We start from the raw sequence: 17,491 nt of genomic DNA on the forward strand, positions 1-17,491 counted from the left end.
GTCCGACGCCCCGGCTCATCGGCGTGCCCAGTGCAGTATCCGTCATGGAAACACAATTGACCAGGACTCTGGTTAATCTTCCGAAAACGGGTCCGAGATCACGCTGTTATCGCAGGTCAGGCCGGTTGATTCAAGAATGGTCGATTACCAGCAGACCGGTTGGTTCCCATTTGGTTAACAACCGGCAACTAATCGTACAGGGTGTCCGCTACGCGCTGATCGAAATGAACAGCTCCACCGATTCCGAGCCGTGCCAGATCTCGATCTCCTCGCGGTAGGCGCGCGTGATCTCGGCCGAGGCCGTCGCGTCGTCGACCTGCGCCCAGACATCCTCTACCGGATCGTGGTAATCGCCGTTGGGAACGAACCGTGCGTAGACGCCCCGCGGTACGCGGACGAGTACGTCACCGACCTGCGCGGCGTCCGGTTCGGGATATTCGAAACACACCAGCGCGTTGTAGGTTCCGGTCGGTGTGCGGACGTACACGGTGTACATGGGCCGTTCCGAATCGGCCGATCCGGCCAATCCCGCCGCCCGTTCCCGCAGCCGGTCCTTGAGGAACTCGATGAGTTCGCTGTTGCTCACCTTGAAGCTGGGGCGGACCTTCGGGAACACCAGACCGGCGTACAGGGCCTGGCCGCGCACCACGATCGTGTAGCTCATCGCGGCTCGACCGCCAGGTACATATCGATCTTGTAAGCGTGTGGGTAGAACTCGAAATCGCCGGTGAAGGTGCGGCTTATCTGGTGTTGTTCCTCGGCGTAGGCGATCTGTGCCCACAGGCCGGTCAAGATCTGCGGGAAATTGCCCACCGAGGAGAACTTCGCGTAGGTGCCGCGGGGTAGCCGGGCCACCAGATGTCCGCGGGTGACCTCGTCGAACGAACTGCACCGGTAGCCGACGATCTGGGTGTTGTAGGTGCCCAGATCGTGCGAGTAGTCGGTGTACGCGGTGGCCAGCGGTCCACCGAGTTCGTGATGCAGCACCGACGACCAGGCTCCCTCGAGGTCGCGGTCGCGTAGTTCACCGAGCGCGCGCTTGGGGCTGCGTACGGGAAGGCCGGCCACCCACGTCTCGTCCCGCTCGACGATTTCAAACTGCATGGAACGACTCTTTCGAGGTGTCTCCTGGTGAACAAGCCGACCGGGTGGTCGGCCGGAGTCGCCATGCTATCAACCGGCGGCCGTTGCGGTGGTCCGCCCGCCACGCCGTAGCCGCCGATCGGAGCGCCGCACCGCAAACCCACCATCATCTACCGGAACCGGTGAAGTCGCCACAGCTGAGCAATTGTCGAGTAATTCGATCAGCTTGTTCGGAATGGCGCATCGTGCAGGAAAGTTCGCATATTTTAGCCGTATTCTCAACGCTGGGTACGTCATCCGATATTGTTTCGTAATTCACTGGTGCAGGCACGATCGGCCACTGCCAGTTCAGCTGAACTTCATTCGGCGTCATTACCAATGCCAGCATGATCGGCAGAGCAGCACCCTGGCGGCGGCGCATTCTGTGCTGCCTCGCGGCGCTGGGTGTGTTCACCGTTGTCCCGGGGGGCCTGGGCGCGGTCGCGGTCGCGCAGGACGGGTCGGGGGTCACCGGAGTGAGCCGGATGGACGGGGTTGCCTGGATGAACATCCGGGATTCCGCCGGTGTGGGTCTGGCCGATTACTCCTTCGTCAGCGACCACGGCGGGTTGCTCGACCCCGGCGCGACGATCATGTGGACGCTGATCGGCCTGGAATTCGTCGGATACATGGTCATCGTGACCACCGCGATCTGGTTCATCGGCTATGCCCTCAGCTTCGCCTGGCTCGACCTGTTCGCCGGCGCGCTGCGCGGTACGGCCGACGCCCTCGCCGCCCAGCTCGCGACGCCGGCCGTCCTGATCACGGCCGCGGCCATCGGCGCGTTCTTCGTGGCCTGGTTCACGGTGCGCGGTTTCCACAGCCGGGCCGCGGTCCAGACGCTGACCATGCTCGCCGTGGCAATTCTGGGCCCGCTGTTCCTCGCCGCACCCCTGGCCGGTGCGCTCGGCTCGGACGGGGTACTCGCCCGCGGGCGTGATGTCGGCGTTGCGATCGCCGCCGGTTTGAACGGATCCGCCGCACCGGACACGGATGCGCAGCTGTCCACACTGCAGGTCCAGATGGCCGACAATTTCGCGCGCCGGCCGGTGCAGGTGTGGAACTTCGGCCATATCGTCGACGACCGGTCCGCCTGTGCCGCCGCGTGGTCGGCGGGGATGACGGCCGGCGATACCGAGCGGACCCAGCGCGCCCTCGACGCCTGTGGTGACACCGCGGCCGCCGCGGCGACTCGTCCGCGGGCCGGTCAGCTCGGCACCGGCCTGGTGCTGCTGGTATCGGCGGCGATCCTGCTGTTGTTCGCGGTCATCCTCTCGGTTCGGCTGATCAAGGCCGCGCTCGATGCCGTCTACCAGGGATTCCTGGCGATATTCGGGTTCGCCGCCGGTGGTTTCGTCTACGGGCCCACCCAGACTTTCCTGGTCCGCAATCTGGTGAATTCGGGTATCGCCGCGGCCCGGATGTGCGCGTACACCGTTTTCGTCGGTGTCTACCTGTTGTTCCTGGGCAATCTGTTCCAGCAGGCCCGAGGGCAGGTGGTCGCGGTGATCGTGATCGCCGCGGTGGTGGAAATCGTGGCGATCCTCCAGATGGGCCGTTTGTCCAAGAGTCTCACCCGCGGCTCGGGCTGGGTGGCGAACCGGTTCGCGCTCGCTGTCCAGGGCGCGCCGGCGGGGTCCGGCGGTTCCGCGCTCGGGATGGGCGGCGGCGCCGGCAAGGGATCCGGTGGTGGTTCCGGTATGGGAACGATCGCGGCCCTGGCCGCCCTCAACACCGTCAACGCCTCGCCGCTGACCGCCTGGTTGGCGGGCGGGACGCTGAACCCGCTGCACCCGCTGGCCTTCGGGAAGACGCGCAGCGACCGGGTGAGTATCGCCACCGCGGCCAGCCGGCTGGAAGGGCATCAGTGGCGGGCCTTCGGCCGGCAGAACTGGCGGCTGCTGGCACGGCAGGAAGCCGATTCGTGGGGGGGTATCCACACCGAACTCGGGCTCAACCGCGCACTGAAGTATCTCGACAACAACCGGGTGCCCGCCGAAATGTTGCCGGCCGTCCTGATCGATGCCGGAGCGAGCCACGAGCGGGTCCACCACCATATGCGAGCCCGCCAGACCCGCAGCGACACCCGCTCTCGCAACCCTTACGGATTCCCGCCGTTGCAGAAGGCCCTCGCCGCGGGCAATGCGGTGCTCAACCATATCGGGACGGACGCGGAATCCGCGTTCGCGGCGCAGGCCGTCAGCGATGCCGACAGCCTGGCCCGGCACACCCTCGCTCCCACTCCCGGGGCACTGCTCGACCGAGGGTTCATTGCCCGCGTCCAGCAGCACTGGGATTCCGACCGGGCCCTGCGCGCGAATATCGGTCCGGAGGAATGGAACAACGTCGGCCGCGAGACCCGTACCGCCATCGCCCATCAGGTGGCGACCGAGCATCTGGCGACGGCCCGCGCCTACTCCGCGGCCCCCAACGACGCGAACCGTGCCGAACTCGCGGCCTCGCTCAAACGACTGTCCAATCTGGACCACACGCTGCCCGAGTTCGGCCTGGATCCGTGGGATCTGTGATCGTGCGAACGAGTAGCCGCGTGCGATGCCGACCGCGCCACCGTGCCACGCGCGCCCCGGGTCGGTACGCTGCAGCCGACAGCGCAGTCGTCAAATCGGGAGTCGGCATGGGGCGGGTCAACCGCAGAAAATCGGTGCAGGGCGCGAAAACACTGGTCACCGGGGCGGCCAGCGGGATCGGGAAAGCGACCGCGCTCGCGGCGGCCGCCCGTGGGGCCCGCTTGGTGCTCACCGATATCGACGCCGACGGGCTGGCCGCCACGGTCGGCGAGATCGAACGGGCCGGTGGGACGGTGCTCGTTTCCCGGGCCCTGGATATCGCCGACTACGAGGCGGTTGCCGAATTCTCCGCCGCCGTGCACGAGGAGTTCGGCAGTCTCGACGTGGTGATGAATGTGGCCGGAACCTCGGTCTGGGGGACGGTCGACAGCCTGGAGATCCGGCATTGGCGGCGCATGGTCGATATCAACCTGATGGGGCCGATCAATGTCATCGAACGTTTCGTGCCGCCGATGGTGCGCGCGGGACAGCCCGGCGCGCTGGTGAACGTCTCCTCCGCCGCGGGGCTGCTCGCGCTGCCGTGGCACGCCGCCTACAGCGCGAGCAAATACGGATTGCGCGGTCTGTCGGAGGTTCTGCGGTTCGAGCTCGCGGAGCACGGGATCACCGTGCACCTGGTGACGCCGGGCGCGGTGGCGACCCCGCTGGTGCGTACCTTCGATCTGGTCGGCGTCGACAAGGAGCATCCGCGGGTGCAGCGGGTGACCTCGCTGTTCACCCGCCACGCGGTGCCGCCGGAGAAGGTGGCCGCGGCCATCCTGAAGGGCATCGAACGGAATCGCTTCCTGGTGTACAGCTCCTTCGACATCCGGTTCGGATACTGGTGGAAGCGGAAATTCGCCTTCCCCTACGAAGTGCTGATGCGGCTGGCCAACCGGCAGTTCAGCACGCTGAAGCAGTCGGTGAATCAGGATCTGGCACCGCCGAACACGTCGAGTCCGGAAACGCCTGCGGCGCACTGACGCATTCCGCGGCCACGCCCGAGTTCTCCGGTGGTGCGGCGGCCGGATCGCCGGGCTCGCACGTGCCCGGCTCCGGGCAGTTCAGGTGGACGTCGAGTACACGGGCGCCCGGGCCCTCGTCACCGAGCCGGTCGTGCTCGTTGACCAGTTTGCAGCTACCCAGCGAGAGGCAGCCGCAGCCGATGCATCCGGTGAGGTTGTCCCGTAACCGGACCAGCTGGGTTATCCGCTCGTCCAGTTCGGTACGCCAGGCGGTGGACAGTGTTTCCCAATCGCGGCGGGTGGGTGTGCGACCTTCCGGCAAACGATCCAGGGCGGCGCGGATTTCGCTCAGCGGGATACCCACGCGCTGGGAGATGCGGATGAAGGCCACGCGGCGCAGGGTCTCGCGGGTGTAGCGGCGTTGATTTCCGCTGGTCCGGCGGCTGGAGATGAGGCCCTCGCGTTCGTAGAAGTGCAACGCCGACACCGCGACTCCGCTACGCTCGGAGAGCTGGCCGGGGGTCAGCTCCTTGGTTTTCCAGTCCGTTGTCGGCATCCGCCCTCCTCCGTCATCCTCAACCATACTTCGGGTTGCTGGCCGATGTGAGCGGAATCGGGGCAAATATGCCGCGAACCCACGCGGTCACCGCGTGCCCGCGGCCCGCGCGCGCATTACTGTCGGGACATGGGACCAGATGCCGTATCCGAAACCCCGGCCCCGAACGACACGGCCCCCGCCTACGGGGTGACCAGCGAAGTCGGCAACCTGCGGGCGGTACTGCTGCACCGGCCCGGCGACGAACTGCGCCGGCTCACCCCGCGCAACAACGATCAGCTGCTCTTCGACGCGATCCCCTGGGTGGAGCGCGCCCAGCAAGAACACGACACCTTCGCCGGAGTCCTGCGCGAGCACGGTGTCGAGGTCTTGCTCGTCGCCGATCTGCTCGCCGAAACTCTGGCGGTCAGCGGCGCGGCGCGTATCCAAGGCATCTCCGCGGCCGTCCACGCACGCCGCCTCGGCCATGCGCTCGCCGGCGAACTCGCGACCCATCTGCGCGGCGTACCGGCCCCCGAACTGGCGCGGATCCTGATGGCCGGAATGACCTTCGACGAACTTCCCTTCGCCGGCGACGACACCTCCCTGGTCCGCCGGATGCACCACGGCGGCGATTTCGTCATCGACCCGCTGCCGAACCTGTTGTTCACCCGCGACTCCTCGTTCTGGGTGGGACCCAAGGTCGCCATCACCGCACTGGCGCTACCGGCCCGGGCCCGGGAAACCTCGCTGACCGATCTCATCTACGCCTTCCATCCGAGGTTCCTCGGCGTCCGGCGGGCCTACGAATCGCATACCGCGCCGATCGAAGGCGGCGATGTACTGCATCTGGCGCCCGGCGTGATGGCGGTGGGGGTCGGCGAGCGGACCTCCCCGGCCGGCGCGGAAGCGCTGGCCCGCAGCCTGTTCGACGACGGTCTCGCCGAAACCGTCCTGGTGGTCCCGATCGCGCAGAACCGCGCGACCATGCACCTGGACACGGTCTGCACCATGGTCGATACCGACGCCGTCGTGATGTATCCGGGCGTCCGCGAAACCCTCACCGCCTACACACTCCGCAAATCCGGTGACGACGGCTGTGTGGTGAGCGGACCCGATCCGTTCCTGCCCGCCGCCGCGGCGGCCATGGGCATCGGCAAACTCCGCGTGATCGATACCGGGCTCGACGGGGTCACCGCCGAACGTGAACAGTGGGACGACGGCAACAACACGCTCGCCCTGCGCCCGGGGGTGGTGGTCGCCTACGAACGCAACGAGATGACCAATGCGCGGCTCGAGGATTCCGGTATCGAGGTGCTGCGTATCCCCGGCTCGGAACTGGGCTCCGGCCGCGGCGGGCCACGATGTTTGTCCTGCCCGCTTGCGCGAGATGAGGTATGAAACTCCGCCGGATGCGGTAAGAACGAGCCATGCTCGAGATCACAGTCTCGCACGATTCGGGCGTCCCACCCTACGAACAGCTACGGCTGGCCGTTATCGCCCGGGTGCGCGCGGGCGAGCTCACTGCCGGAACCAAGATCCCGACGGTGCGCGCGCTGGCCGCGCAACTGAACCTGGCGCCGAATACGGTCGCCCGGGCCTACCGCGAGCTGGAACAGGACGGCGTCCTGGAAACGCACGGCCGCCTGGGGACCTTCATCGCATCCTCCGGCGACCCCACCGCCGACGCCGCCGCCCGGGCCGCCACCGAATACGTCGCCACCATCCGACACCTCGGCCTCGACGCCACCGCCGCCCTCCACTACGTGAAGTCCGCCCTGAACCCGTAGCCAAACCGATCCCTCACATCCGGTGGTTCGGGGCCCGCGCCGCCGGAGGCGGCGCCATGACACCGTTCGGGGCCCGTCTCGTTATCGCCAGCTGGGCAGCCAGAGGTGGTCCTGCCAATTACCGGTGGTGATGGGCAGGGCCGTGAGAATCGGCCACAGCCAGATGAAATTCGCGATCACCAGGGCCAGGTACAAGCACACCGCGAGCAGGCCGAGACTGTGCCGTTCGCTCGGTTCGGCGGGTAGGAACGTACCGCCGGGCGCGCGGGCGACCGGCCGGCGCGCCGTGCCCAGCACATCGCCGAGTACCAGCGCGACCGCCATCACCAGGAACGGGGCCAGGGTGACCGCGTAGAAGTAGTACATCTGGCGGTCCAGGGTGAGGAACCAGGGCAGCAGCCCGGCGCCGTAACCGGTGAAGACCGCCGCGTAACGCCAGTCGCGGCGCACCACCCAGCGCCACAGCCCCCACACCAGCACCGGCAGCGCGACCCACCACAGCGCCGGCGTGCCGATCAGCATGACCGCCTTCACGCATTCGCTCTGCCCGCAGCCGGTGACCCCGTCGTCGGCGTAGTAGTACAGCATCGGGCGCAGACCCATCGGCCACGTCCACGGTTTGGATTCCCACGGATGATGGTTACCGGCCGAATTGGTGAGCTCGGAGTGGAATTCCAGGGTGCGGGAGTGGAAGTACCACAGCGACCGCACGGCGTCGGGGAACAGTTGCGACCAGAAACCACCCGTCCCGATTCCGCCCTCGGGTGCGGACGGGTTGCCCGCCATATAGCGGTAGACGGCGGTTTCCTCGCGGAACCAGGCGGCATAACTGGCCAGGTACACGCCCAGCGGGATCAGGACAAGCGCGTACAGGGCGGGTCCGATATCGCGGATCGCGGTACCGAACAGTGGTTTGCGCACACCGTAGGTGCGGCGGGCGGAGAGATCGAACAGCACACTCATCAGGCCGAAGGCGGCGATGAAGTACATGCCCGACCATTTCGTCCCGCAGGCGAGCCCGAGCAGGATCCCGGCCCCGAACCGCCACCAGCGCACCCCGAGCCGCGGCCCCCACGGCGTCAGCCCTGCCCGGCCCTCGGCATCGGCTTTCGCCAGCCGCGCCCGCACTTCGTCCCGGTCGACGATCAGGCAGCCGAAGGCGGCGGTGACGAAGAAGGTGATGAAGATATCGAGCATCCCGATCCGGGAGGAGACGAAACTCGCCCCGTCGGCGATCAGCAGGATCCCGGCGAACGCGCCGAGCAGTGTGGACCGGGTCATCCGCCGCACGATCCGGATCACCAGCAGCACCAGCAAGGTGCCGGCCAGCGCCGCGGTGAACCGCCAGCCCCAGCCGTTGTATCCGAACAGCGCCTCGCCGATCGCGATCAGCTGCTTACCGACCGGCGGATGCACCACCAGCCCGTATCCGGGGTTGTCCTCGATCCCGCCGGTCAGGAACTGCCACCCCTGCGGCGCGTAGTGCTTCTCGTCGAAAACCGGGGTCCCGGCGTCGGTGGGGTAGTTCAGCATGGTGAACCGCGTAATGGCCGCGATCGCCGTCAGGAACAGGCTGACCACCCAGCCGCGCACGGTATCCGTGGGACCGAAATCGGGCGCCGGCCGCAGCGGCGCCGGGCTCGACCAGGTGCGCGCCGGCCGCCAGGCCGCGCTGGGGCGCGAGTCGGTCAGCTGTGTCACGGGGTGAGTCTATGTTTATCGCCGACCGCCGCCGACGGCGCGGGTTCCAGCCCGTACGGCGGTCCTGCGGTCCCCGCGCTTTGCCTGGCGCACCAGGACCCGAGGCCCGCCCCGGCCCGCCCAGAGGAGAAGACCATCAGGTGACGTATAAGAATGGGCACGCCGGTGGAACAGGCCCACCTGTTCCGCGGCGAACCGAACGCGCCCAGCGGCGGCGCCGAGTCTTACGAGGCCTTTGGAGGTTCACATAACCCCGGAACCGAACGGGACCACGGCGGTGCCGAGTCTTACGAGGCCCTTGGAGGTTTTGGCCCGTCCCTGCTGTCAGCGCTCGATGCGATGCGGCGCAGCCGCGAGTGTCGAGTGCTGACAGCAGGGACCAAGGGGGGCCAAAACCACGTGCCGCCGGAGGCGGCACCAAAAACACAGGAGGAGTGTGGTGACTCAGGGTCGGCTGGTTCTGGCGGCGACACCGTTGGGCGAGATCGGTGACGCTTCGCCCCGGTTGCGGGAGGCGCTGGGGTCCGCCGAGATCGTCGCGGCGGAGGACACCCGGCGCACCCGGTCGCTGGCGGACGCGCTCGGGGTGGAGATCCGTGGTCGGGTGGTGAGTTTCTACGACCACGTGGAGTCCGCGCGAGTTCCCGTGTTGCTGGAAGAGATCGCCGCCGGGCGGACCGTGCTGCTGGTCACCGACGCCGGGATGCCTTCGGTCAGTGATCCCGGGTTCCGGCTGGTGGCGGCTTGCGCCGAACGGGATCTGCCGGTGACCTGCCTGCCCGGGCCCTCTGCGGTGACGACGGCGCTCGCCCTCTCGGCCCTGCCGGTGGACCGCTTCTGTTTCGACGGTTTCGCGCCGCGGAAGTCCGGTCGGCGCAAAGAGTGGCTGGGGACGCTGGTCTCCGAACGGCGGGCCTGCGTGTTCTTCGAGGCCCCGCACCGGCTGGCCGAATGCCTGGCCGATGCCGTCGAGGTCCTCGGTGGCGATCGCCGGGCCGCGGTGTGCCGCGAACTCACCAAGACCTACGAGGAAGTCGTCCGCGGCACGCTCGCCGAGCTCGCGGAATGGGCGGCCGACGGTGTGCGCGGCGAGATCACCGTGGTGCTGGAAGGCGCGAGCCCAACCGTTGCCGAACCGGAGGACCTGGTCGCGCAGGTCGAGGAACGCGCTGCCGCGGGGCTGCGGCTCAAGGAGGCCAGCGCGGAAATCGCGGAGATCGCCGGGGTCTCGCGCCGCGAACTCTACGACGCCGTCCTGGCCGCCCGCCGCGCCGCCACCGAGTGAGGTGAGGTCGCAACCCCGTACCGCCTCCGGCGGCCCGGGCGATGCGCGTGCGTACCGACCTGCTACGCCGGAGATACGGCGCGGGTATGCACCGAATCGCGCCCGGTCACCGCGGAGATCATTCGTCGGTCTTGGGCTCCACATAGCGCGGGAAGACCGGTTCCGGAGCGGGTAGCGGGACCCCCGGGACCAGGGGTGTGGCGATATCGGCGAAATCGCGGCCCTGCTGGGCGAGCAGGTCCAGGATCTTGGCCGCCGACCCCGGCATCGCGGGCTGGGCCAGGATCGCCACGATCCGGATCACCTCGAGGGTGACGTAGAGGACCGTCGCCATCCGGGCCAGGTCTTCTTCGGTACCGGATTTGCGCAGCGTCCAGGGCGCCTGGGCGGTGAAGTACTTGTTGGTTTCGCCCAGGGTCAGCCAGATCTGTTCCAGCGCCAGATGCATCTGCTGCACATCGAATTCGGCGCGGCAGCGGTCGAGCAGGCCGTTCGCGCGGTCGAGCAGGGCGCGGTCGTCGGCGGTGAATTCGCCCGGGGTGGGGATCACGGCGCCGCAGTTCTTGGCGACCATGGTCAGGCTGCGCTGCACCAGGTTGCCGAACTCGTTGGCGAGGTCGGCGTTGATCCGGGAGACGATCGCCTCGTGGCTGTAGCTGCCGTCCTGACCGTAGGAGATCTCGCGCAGCAGGAAGAACCGCACGGCGTCGAGTCCGTAGGTGTCGACGAGTTCCAGCGGGTCGACCACATTGCCGACCGACTTCGACATCTTCTCGCCCTTGTTGTACAGGAACCCGTGCACGAACACCCGCTTCGGCAGTTCGATACCGGCCGACATCAGGAACGCGGGCCAGTACACGGTGTGGAAGCGGGTGATGTCCTTGCCGATGATGTGCACGTCGGCCGGCCAGAACTTCCCGAACGACGCGGAATCGGTATCGGGGAACCCGACCCCGGTGAGGTAGTTGGTGAGCGCGTCCACCCACACGTACATCACGTGGTCGGGATGATCGGGTACCGGAACACCCCAGTCGAAGGTGGTCCGGGAAATCGACAGGTCTTTCAGACCCGCCTTCACGTAGCTGACGATCTCGTTGCGCCGGGTGGCCGGGGCGATGAACTCGGGATGCTCGTCGTAGAGGGCGAGCAGTTTGTCCTGGTAGGCCGAGAGCCGGAAGAAGAAATTGGATTCCTCGGTCCAGGTGACCGGAGTTTTGGTCTCGGTGGAGATGCGGCTGCCGTCGTCGAGCAGCGTGGTCTCCTCCTCGGTGTAGAACGCCTCGTCGCGCACCGAGTACCAGCCGGAGTAGTTGTCGAGGTAGATATCGCCGTTGTCCAGCATCCGCTGCCAGATCGCGGCACTGGCCCGCTGATGGTCGGCGTCGGTGGTGCGGATGAACCGGTCGAAGGAGATATCGAGGGATTTGTCCATCCGCTCGAACACATCGGAGTTGCGCGCGGCCAGTTCCTCCACCGGGATGTTCTCCGCGGCGGCGGTCTGCTGCATTTTCTGGCCGTGCTCATCGGTGCCGGTCATGAAGAACACGTCGTACCCGTCGAGCCGCTTGAACCGGGCGAGCGCATCGGTGGAGATGTACTCGTAGGCATGCCCGATATGCGGCGCACCGTTCGGGTACGCGATGGCCGTGGTGATATAGAAGGCGGGGCGATCGACTGCGCTCATGGTGTGTCGATTCCATCATGGGGACCGGAGTGAACCCGACTCGACTGCGTGTTCATGCCCAGAAAGGGTACTGGCCCGGTCGCGCGGGCAGGAATCGAATTCCCTCGGCCGCCGATCGAACGGTGATCTCGCGGCGGGGTGGTGGCGTAGGACATGCGCCGCGCGCCCGAGGTGTCGTAGCCCCCTCGGGCGGCGGACTCTACTGTGAGGACCGTGCCTGTGAGTGACTCCGTGCGAAATACCGGCCCCGCCGCGTATCCGGTGCGCGCATACCGGCGGGGGGTCCGCCGATGAGCGCCCGGCGACCCGCGCCGCCGCTGCCCGAACCACTCGCGCCGCTGGTGGATGCCCATACCCATCTGGACGCCTGTGGCGCTACCGATGCGGCCTCGGTCGCGGAGATGGTCGACCGGGCGGCCGGGGTCGGGGTGGGGCGGGTGGTCACCGTCGCCGATGATCTCGCGGCGGCGCGCTGGGCGGTGGACGCCGCGCATTGGGACGACCGGGTGTACGCGGCGGTGGCCCTGCATCCCACCCGGGCGAATGCGCTCGACGAGGCCGCACGGGCCGAACTCGAGAAGCTGGCGGCCGATCCGCGGGTGGTGGCGGTGGGCGAGACCGGGCTCGACTACTACTGGCCGGGCAAACTCGACGGCTGCGCCGATATCGAAACGCAGATCGAAGGTTTCCGCTGGCATATCGACCTGGCCAAGCGGATCGGTAAACCGCTGATGATCCACAACCGGGAAGCCGATCACGATCTGCTGACCGTGCTGCTCGACGAGGGCGCCCCGGAGACGGTGATCTTCCATTGTTTCTCGTCGGACGCGAATATGGCGCTGTCGTGTGTGGCCGAGGGGTATGTGCTGAGTTTCTCGGGTACCGCGAGTTTCAAGAACGCGCACGAACTGCGGGAAGCCGTGAAGGTGGTGCCGGACGAACAACTGCTGGTCGAGACCGATGCGCCGTACCTCACTCCGCATCCGCACCGGGGCGCACCCAACGAGCCGTACTGCCTGCCCTACACCGTGCGGGCGCTGGCCGAACTGCGAGCGCAGGATCCGGCGGAACTGGCGCAGATCAGCACGGCGAACGCACGCCGCGTCTACGGATTCACCGCCTGAACCAGCCGCTCCGAGAAAGTGATTTGCGCCACAGTTTCATCGGCGGTATGGCCACTAGCTGCGGCTCGGCGGTCCGGAGCGAGCCCCGGGCCGGCGGGCTGGTTCGTTGCGGTTGTCCCGGCCTCCGGGCTTCGTTATCGTCCCGTGACCGTGTCACCCTTTGCGAGGATCAACTCCTCACGCTCGCCTCTGCTGTACGCAGCGATCGCCGCAGTGCTGCTGACCCTGATCATCGGCGCCGGGGCGGCCATCGCCACGCACGATGCACACGACCGTGCGCATTCGGCCCCCGCCGCCACCTCCTACCAACTGCCGGCCACCCAGTCCGCAGCCGCCTAGCCGTGTAACCGTTGTCTTCTGGCGGGGAAGGGCATACCCCTCCGAGAACCTTCTCGGTCTCACCGGCCGCCGTATCTTCCCCCGTCGACTCGACATCGCCCCACGCGCTGATCGGCCGCCGAGAACCAGATTGGTAAGTTCGCCCGGTGTCGGATGCCGAGATGATGGCGCGTGGTGAGGCGGCTCTGCTGGGGCCCGCGCAGGTGCGGGAGCTGGCCGAGCGGTTCGGCGTGCGCCCGACCAAACAGCTCGGGCAGAACTTCGTGCACGACGCCAATACGGTCCGGCGGATCGTGACCGCGGCCGAGGTCGGGCGTGCCGATACGGTGCTCGAGGTGGGGCCCGGTCTCGGTTCGCTCACCCTGGCGCTGCTGGATGTGGTGGATGCGGTGGTCGCCGTCGAGATAGACCCGGTGCTGGCGGGGCAACTGCCCGAAACCGTGCGGGAGCGAGCCGAATCGCTGGCCGGCCGGCTGGCCGTGGTGCCCGGTGACGCGCTGCGGGTCCGGGCGGATATGTTGCCGTCCGTCCCGACCGCCTTGGTGGCGAATCTTCCCTACAACGTGGCCGTGCCGGTGCTGTTGCATCTGCTCGCCGAATTGCCGAGTATCCGTACCGCGCTGGTGATGGTGCAGGCCGAGGTTGCCGACCGCTTGGCCGCGCCGCCGGGAAGCCGCGTGTACGGCGTGCCGAGCGTGAAGGCCGGTTTCTTCGGCACCGTGACCAAGGCGGGGTCGGTGGGCCGGCAGGTGTTCTGGCCGGTGCCGCAGGTGGAGTCGGGGCTGGTGCGGGTGGACCGGTTCGCCGAACCGCCGTGGCCGGTCGACGAGATCCACCGGAAACGTGTGTTCGAGGTGATCGATCTGGCATTCGCGCAGCGCCGCAAAACGTTGCGTGCCGCGCTGGCCGGGTGGGCGGGTTCCCCCGCGGCGGCGGAACGAAGGCTGCTCGGTGCGGGAATCGCGCCGACTGCCCGCGGGGAGACCCTGGACACTGCGGCCTTCGTCCGCCTGGCCGCGCAGGCGGACGCTCAGTCGGCGAGTTCGTAACCCGCTTCGTCCACCGCGGCCGCGATATCGGACGCGGCGATATCGCCGCCGGACTCGACCACGACCCGGCCCGACGCGAGGTCGACGTCGACGCCGGTGACGCCGTCGATCTTGCCGATTTCGGTCTGGACGGCCTGGACGCAGTGGCCGCAGGTCATTCCGGTGACGGTGTAGGTGCTGGTGGACATGGTGTCTCCTTTGCGCTCGGTCCCTCAGGACACCGCCGAATATACCCCCGGGGGGTAATTGCGGCAAGCGGTTCCCGCTGCCCCCACGCCGGGGCAGGCGATAGGCTAGGGCACCGTGCTGTCCGTTGTGCCCAGTCCCGTCACCGTGCGGGCACCCTCGAAGGTCAACCTCCATCTGGGAGTAGGTGACCTGCGCGCCGACGGCTACCACGAGCTCACCACCGTGTTCCAGGCGCTTTCGCTCGCCGACGATCTGGAGATCGCGCCCGCCAACTCGCTCGCGCTGCGGGTTACCGGGGAAGGCGCCGCGGAAGTGCCCACCGACCGGACCAATCTGGTGTGGAAGGCCGCGGTCCGTCTGGCGCAGCTGGCCGGCCGGGCGCCGCTGGTGGAGATCACCATCGACAAAGGTATTCCGGTGGCCGGCGGGATGGCCGGTGGCAGCGCCGACGCGGCCGCCACCCTGGTGGGCCTCAACGAACTCTGGGAACTCGGTATGCACCGCGACGAACTCGCCGCGGTGGCCGCCGAACTCGGCAGCGATGTGCCCTTCGCCCTGCACGGCGGTACCGCGCTCGGTACCGGCCGCGGCGAACGGCTGCTACCGGTGCTCTCCCGCAACGTTTTCCACTGGGTGCTGGCGCTGGCCAAGGGCGGGCTGTCCACCCCGGAGGTCTTCACCGAACTCGACCGGCTCCGCGTCCAGGGCGACCCACCCCGGCTCGGCGAGCCCCAGGCCCTCATGCAGGCGCTGGCCTCCGGCGATGCCCGGCAGCTCGCCCCGCTGCTCGGCAACGACCTGCAGGCCGCGGCCGTTTCCCTGCGCCCCGAATTGCGCCGCACTCTGCGCGCCGGTGTGGAGGCCGGGGCGCTGGCCGGGTTGGTGTCCGGGTCCGGCCCGACGTGCGCTTTCCTCTGCGAAACCGCCGAATCGGCGGTCGCGGTCGCGGCGGAACTCTCCGGTGCGGGAGTCGCCCGCAGCGTACGGACGGCCACCGGCCCGGTTCCCGGTGCCCGGATCACCGGCCAGGGGGAGCCGCACTACCCGGTCCCCGAGCCGCCGGCCCCCGGTCCGCGGCGGGCGTGAACTCCGGTCGGGCGCCGACCGTCCACCGGCTCGGTCACATTCGCCCGGCGAGCGGGCATGGGTGGCGTGGCGATTAGGCTGGGACGGCCGCGCGTATGGGCGCGGCCGGTAGCCGGAGACGGAAGGATCCATGTCCAACCTGATCAACCTCGAACAGGTCAGCAAGAGTTTCGGGATCAAACCACTGCTCGACGGCGTCTCGCTGGGGGTGCACGCGGGCGAGCGGATCGGAGTGGTGGGTCTCAACGGCGGCGGGAAGACCACGCTGCTCGAGGTGCTGACCGGGATCGAGGAGCCCGACGGCGGCCGGGTGAGCCGGCTCGGCGGGTTGCGGATGGCCGTGGTCACCCAGCGTGGGGTGTTGCCGGCGGGGTCGACCGTCGGTGAGGTGGTGCTCGCCGGTCTCGCCGAGGACGCGCCGACCGGGGATCTCGCCGAACACGAGTGGGCCGCCGACCCGCGGATCCGCTCGGTACTCGACGGGATCGGGATCGCCGGTCTCGGCCTGGACACCGCGGTCACGAATCTCTCCGGTGGCGAACGCCGCCGGGTCGCGCTGGCCGCCGCCCTGGTGCGCGAGCTGGATCTGCTGGTTCTCGACGAACCCACCAACCACCTCGATGTCGAGGGTGTGCAGTGGCTGGCCGAACATCTGCTGGCCCGGCGCAGCGCGCTGGTCGTGGTCACTCACGACCGCTGGTTCCTCGATACGGTTGCGACCCGCACCTGGGAGGTCGTGGGCGGCCGGGTCGAAACCTATGAGGGCGGCTACGGCGACTGGATCTTCGCCCGCGCCGAACGCGCCCGGCAGGCCGATGCCACCGAGGCGCGACGGCGGAACCTGGCGCGCAAGGAGCTGGCCTGGCTGCGCCGCGGCCCGCAGGCCCGCACCTCCAAACCGCGCTACCGGGTGGAGGCCGCCGAGGCGCTGATCGCCGATGTCCCGCCGCCGCGGGACAGTGTTTCGCTGGCCTCGTTCGCCAAGAAGCGGCTGGGCCGGGTGGTGGTGGAACTCGAGGATGCCACGCTCACCACACCCGACGGCCGCGAGCTGGTCCACGATCTGACCTGGCGGCTCGCGCCCGGCGAACGCGTGGGTTTGGTCGGGGTCAACGGCTCGGGTAAGACCACCCTGCTGCGGGCGCTGGCCGGTGATGTCGAGCCCGTCGCGGGGAAGCGGGTGCAGGGGCAGACCGTCCGGATCGGCTGGCTGCGGCAGGAACTCGACGACCTCCCCACCGATATGCGGGTGCTCGAGGCGGTCCAGGAGATCGCCATGCGGATCACCCTGGGCGAGGGCAGCAAGGCGCTGGAACTGTCGGCCGGGCAGCTCGCGGAACGACTCGGTTTCACACCGGCCCGCCAGCGCACCCCGGTGCGGGATCTGTCCGGTGGTGAACGCCGCCGCCTGCAGCTCACCCGGATCCTGATGTCCGAGCCGAATGTGCTGCTGCTGGACGAGCCCACCAACGACCTCGATATCGATACCCTCCAGCAGCTCGAGGATCTGCTGGACAATTGGGCCGGCACGCTCGTCGTTATCAGTCACGACCGCTATCTGATCGAGCGGATCTGCGACAGCACCTGGGCGCTGTTCGGTGACGGCAAACTCACGAATCTGCCCGGCGGGATCACCCAGTATCTGGCGCGGCGGGCCGAACTCGAAGCCGGGGACACCGCCCGGCAGGCGGCGTCCGCCTCCGCGCAGCGCGCCGAGGCGGAACAAACCGATTCGGCGGCCTACCGGGCGGCCCGCAAGGAGCTCACCCGGCTGGAACGGGCCATCGACAAACTCGGTGAACGCGAGGCGAAACTACATGCGGCACTCGCCGAGGCCGCCACAGAGCCGGACAAACTTGTCACCCTCGGTGCCGAGTTGAAAGAGATCCAGGCGCAGAAGGAAACCGCCGAGGAACGGTGGATGGAACTCGCCGACCAAGTCTGAGCTATCGGCATCGAGACGGCTGAGCGGACCCGCTGCGTCTTGGCCCGCGGGTGGGTTCACACCCGGGCTTCCGGATCGCGATCGTGGTCGACATACGGCGCGCGGCACCT

General features: G+C 68.2%; 16 protein-coding genes and 1 pseudogene. 10 read left to right on the forward strand and 7 right to left on the reverse strand.

Annotated features, from left to right (window positions below):
- Positions 1–208: 208 nt before the first annotated feature.
- The 3 genes from ACQEVO_RS35065 to ACQEVO_RS35075 all read right to left on the reverse strand — a co-directional run bounded on the left by ACQEVO_RS35065 (position 209) and on the right by ACQEVO_RS35075 (position 1,471).
- Positions 209–664: a GyrI-like domain-containing protein gene (locus tag ACQEVO_RS35065; RefSeq protein ID WP_432921734.1), complete on the reverse strand. Its 456-nt coding sequence runs from the start codon at positions 662–664 to the stop codon at positions 209–211.
- A complete protein-coding gene (locus ACQEVO_RS35070; protein ID WP_432921737.1) occupies positions 661–1,104 on the reverse strand; it encodes a GyrI-like domain-containing protein in 444 nt (147 codons plus the stop codon). Before ACQEVO_RS35070 ends, ACQEVO_RS35065 begins: the two co-directional genes overlap by 4 nt.
- Before the next feature lie 145 nt (positions 1,105–1,249).
- A complete protein-coding gene (locus ACQEVO_RS35075; RefSeq protein WP_432921740.1) occupies positions 1,250–1,471 on the reverse strand; it encodes a hypothetical protein in 222 nt (73 codons plus the stop codon).
- On the opposite strand from ACQEVO_RS35075, the gene ACQEVO_RS35080 reads away from it, so the two are divergent.
- Together ACQEVO_RS35080 and ACQEVO_RS35085 are read left to right on the forward strand one after the other, a co-directional pair.
- Positions 1,470–3,650, forward strand: a complete 2,181-nt coding sequence (locus ACQEVO_RS35080; protein WP_432921743.1) for a hypothetical protein — start codon at positions 1,470–1,472, stop codon at positions 3,648–3,650. The two genes, ACQEVO_RS35075 and ACQEVO_RS35080, sit on opposite strands and share 2 nt — an antisense overlap.
- A gap of 107 nt (positions 3,651–3,757) precedes the next feature.
- Positions 3,758–4,672 carry an SDR family oxidoreductase gene (locus tag ACQEVO_RS35085; protein WP_432921751.1) on the forward strand — a complete coding sequence of 305 codons (915 nt, stop codon included), beginning with the start codon at positions 3,758–3,760 and terminating at the stop codon, positions 4,670–4,672.
- A gap of 64 nt (positions 4,673–4,736) precedes the next feature.
- On the opposite strand, the pseudogene soxR reads toward ACQEVO_RS35085, so the two are convergent.
- Positions 4,737–5,210, reverse strand: a pseudogene (gene soxR, locus ACQEVO_RS35090) (redox-sensitive transcriptional activator SoxR); the annotation flags it as partial.
- Positions 5,211–5,339: 129 nt separating this feature from the next.
- Here soxR and ACQEVO_RS35095 point away from each other — a divergent pair.
- Both ACQEVO_RS35095 and ACQEVO_RS35100 read left to right on the forward strand, forming a co-directional pair.
- A complete protein-coding gene (locus ACQEVO_RS35095) occupies positions 5,340–6,590 on the forward strand; it encodes an arginine deiminase (protein WP_432921754.1) in 1,251 nt (416 codons plus the stop codon).
- Between the two features lie 29 nt (positions 6,591–6,619).
- Positions 6,620–6,979 carry a GntR family transcriptional regulator gene (locus tag ACQEVO_RS35100; RefSeq protein ID WP_432921757.1) on the forward strand — a complete coding sequence of 120 codons (360 nt, stop codon included), beginning with the start codon at positions 6,620–6,622 and terminating at the stop codon, positions 6,977–6,979.
- A gap of 81 nt (positions 6,980–7,060) precedes the next feature.
- Here ACQEVO_RS35100 and ACQEVO_RS35105 read toward each other — a convergent pair whose 3' ends face one another.
- On the reverse strand, positions 7,061–8,680 hold the full coding sequence (locus ACQEVO_RS35105; RefSeq protein ID WP_432921760.1) for a dolichyl-phosphate-mannose--protein mannosyltransferase: 1,620 nt from the start codon (positions 8,678–8,680) through the stop codon (positions 7,061–7,063).
- 436 nt (positions 8,681–9,116) lie between these two features.
- Between ACQEVO_RS35105 and rsmI the strand changes: the two genes are divergently transcribed.
- The gene (rsmI, locus tag ACQEVO_RS35110) at positions 9,117–9,965 is read left to right on the forward strand and encodes a 16S rRNA (cytidine(1402)-2'-O)-methyltransferase (RefSeq protein ID WP_432921762.1); all 849 of its coding nucleotides are present in this window, start codon (positions 9,117–9,119) and stop codon (positions 9,963–9,965) included.
- A gap of 118 nt (positions 9,966–10,083) precedes the next feature.
- Here rsmI and metG read toward each other — a convergent pair whose 3' ends face one another.
- Positions 10,084–11,649, reverse strand: coding sequence for a methionine--tRNA ligase (gene metG, locus ACQEVO_RS35115; RefSeq protein WP_432921765.1), 1,566 nt, complete (start codon positions 11,647–11,649; stop codon positions 10,084–10,086).
- A 290-nt stretch (positions 11,650–11,939) separates the two neighbouring features.
- Between metG and ACQEVO_RS35120 the strand changes: the two genes are divergently transcribed.
- The 3 genes from ACQEVO_RS35120 (at position 11,940) to rsmA (ending at position 14,161) form a co-directional block, all read left to right on the forward strand.
- Positions 11,940–12,773, forward strand: coding sequence for a TatD family hydrolase (locus ACQEVO_RS35120; RefSeq protein WP_432921768.1), 834 nt, complete (start codon positions 11,940–11,942; stop codon positions 12,771–12,773).
- Positions 12,774–12,923: 150 nt separating this feature from the next.
- Positions 12,924–13,112: a hypothetical protein gene (locus tag ACQEVO_RS35125; RefSeq protein ID WP_432923418.1), complete on the forward strand. Its 189-nt coding sequence runs from the start codon at positions 12,924–12,926 to the stop codon at positions 13,110–13,112.
- 161 nt (positions 13,113–13,273) lie between these two features.
- Complete coding sequence (rsmA, locus tag ACQEVO_RS35130) at positions 13,274–14,161, forward strand: 16S rRNA (adenine(1518)-N(6)/adenine(1519)-N(6))-dimethyltransferase RsmA (protein WP_432923345.1); 888 nt, start codon at positions 13,274–13,276, stop codon at positions 14,159–14,161.
- Here the strand turns inward: rsmA and ACQEVO_RS35135 are convergent.
- Complete coding sequence (locus ACQEVO_RS35135; RefSeq protein WP_432921771.1) at positions 14,143–14,349, reverse strand: heavy-metal-associated domain-containing protein; 207 nt, start codon at positions 14,347–14,349, stop codon at positions 14,143–14,145. The two genes, rsmA and ACQEVO_RS35135, sit on opposite strands and share 19 nt — an antisense overlap.
- A gap of 115 nt (positions 14,350–14,464) precedes the next feature.
- Here ACQEVO_RS35135 and ACQEVO_RS35140 point away from each other — a divergent pair, with 115 nt between their 5' ends.
- Both ACQEVO_RS35140 and ACQEVO_RS35145 read left to right on the forward strand, forming a co-directional pair.
- On the forward strand, positions 14,465–15,436 hold the full coding sequence (locus ACQEVO_RS35140) for a 4-(cytidine 5'-diphospho)-2-C-methyl-D-erythritol kinase (RefSeq protein WP_432921774.1): 972 nt from the start codon (positions 14,465–14,467) through the stop codon (positions 15,434–15,436).
- A gap of 130 nt (positions 15,437–15,566) precedes the next feature.
- The gene (locus tag ACQEVO_RS35145) at positions 15,567–17,381 is read left to right on the forward strand and encodes an ABC-F family ATP-binding cassette domain-containing protein (RefSeq protein WP_432921777.1); all 1,815 of its coding nucleotides are present in this window, start codon (positions 15,567–15,569) and stop codon (positions 17,379–17,381) included.
- Positions 17,382–17,491 lie beyond the last annotated feature (110 nt).

This window comes from Nocardia sp. CA-290969 (assembly GCF_050936135.1).
Lineage (GTDB): Bacteria > Actinomycetota > Actinomycetes > Mycobacteriales > Mycobacteriaceae > Nocardia.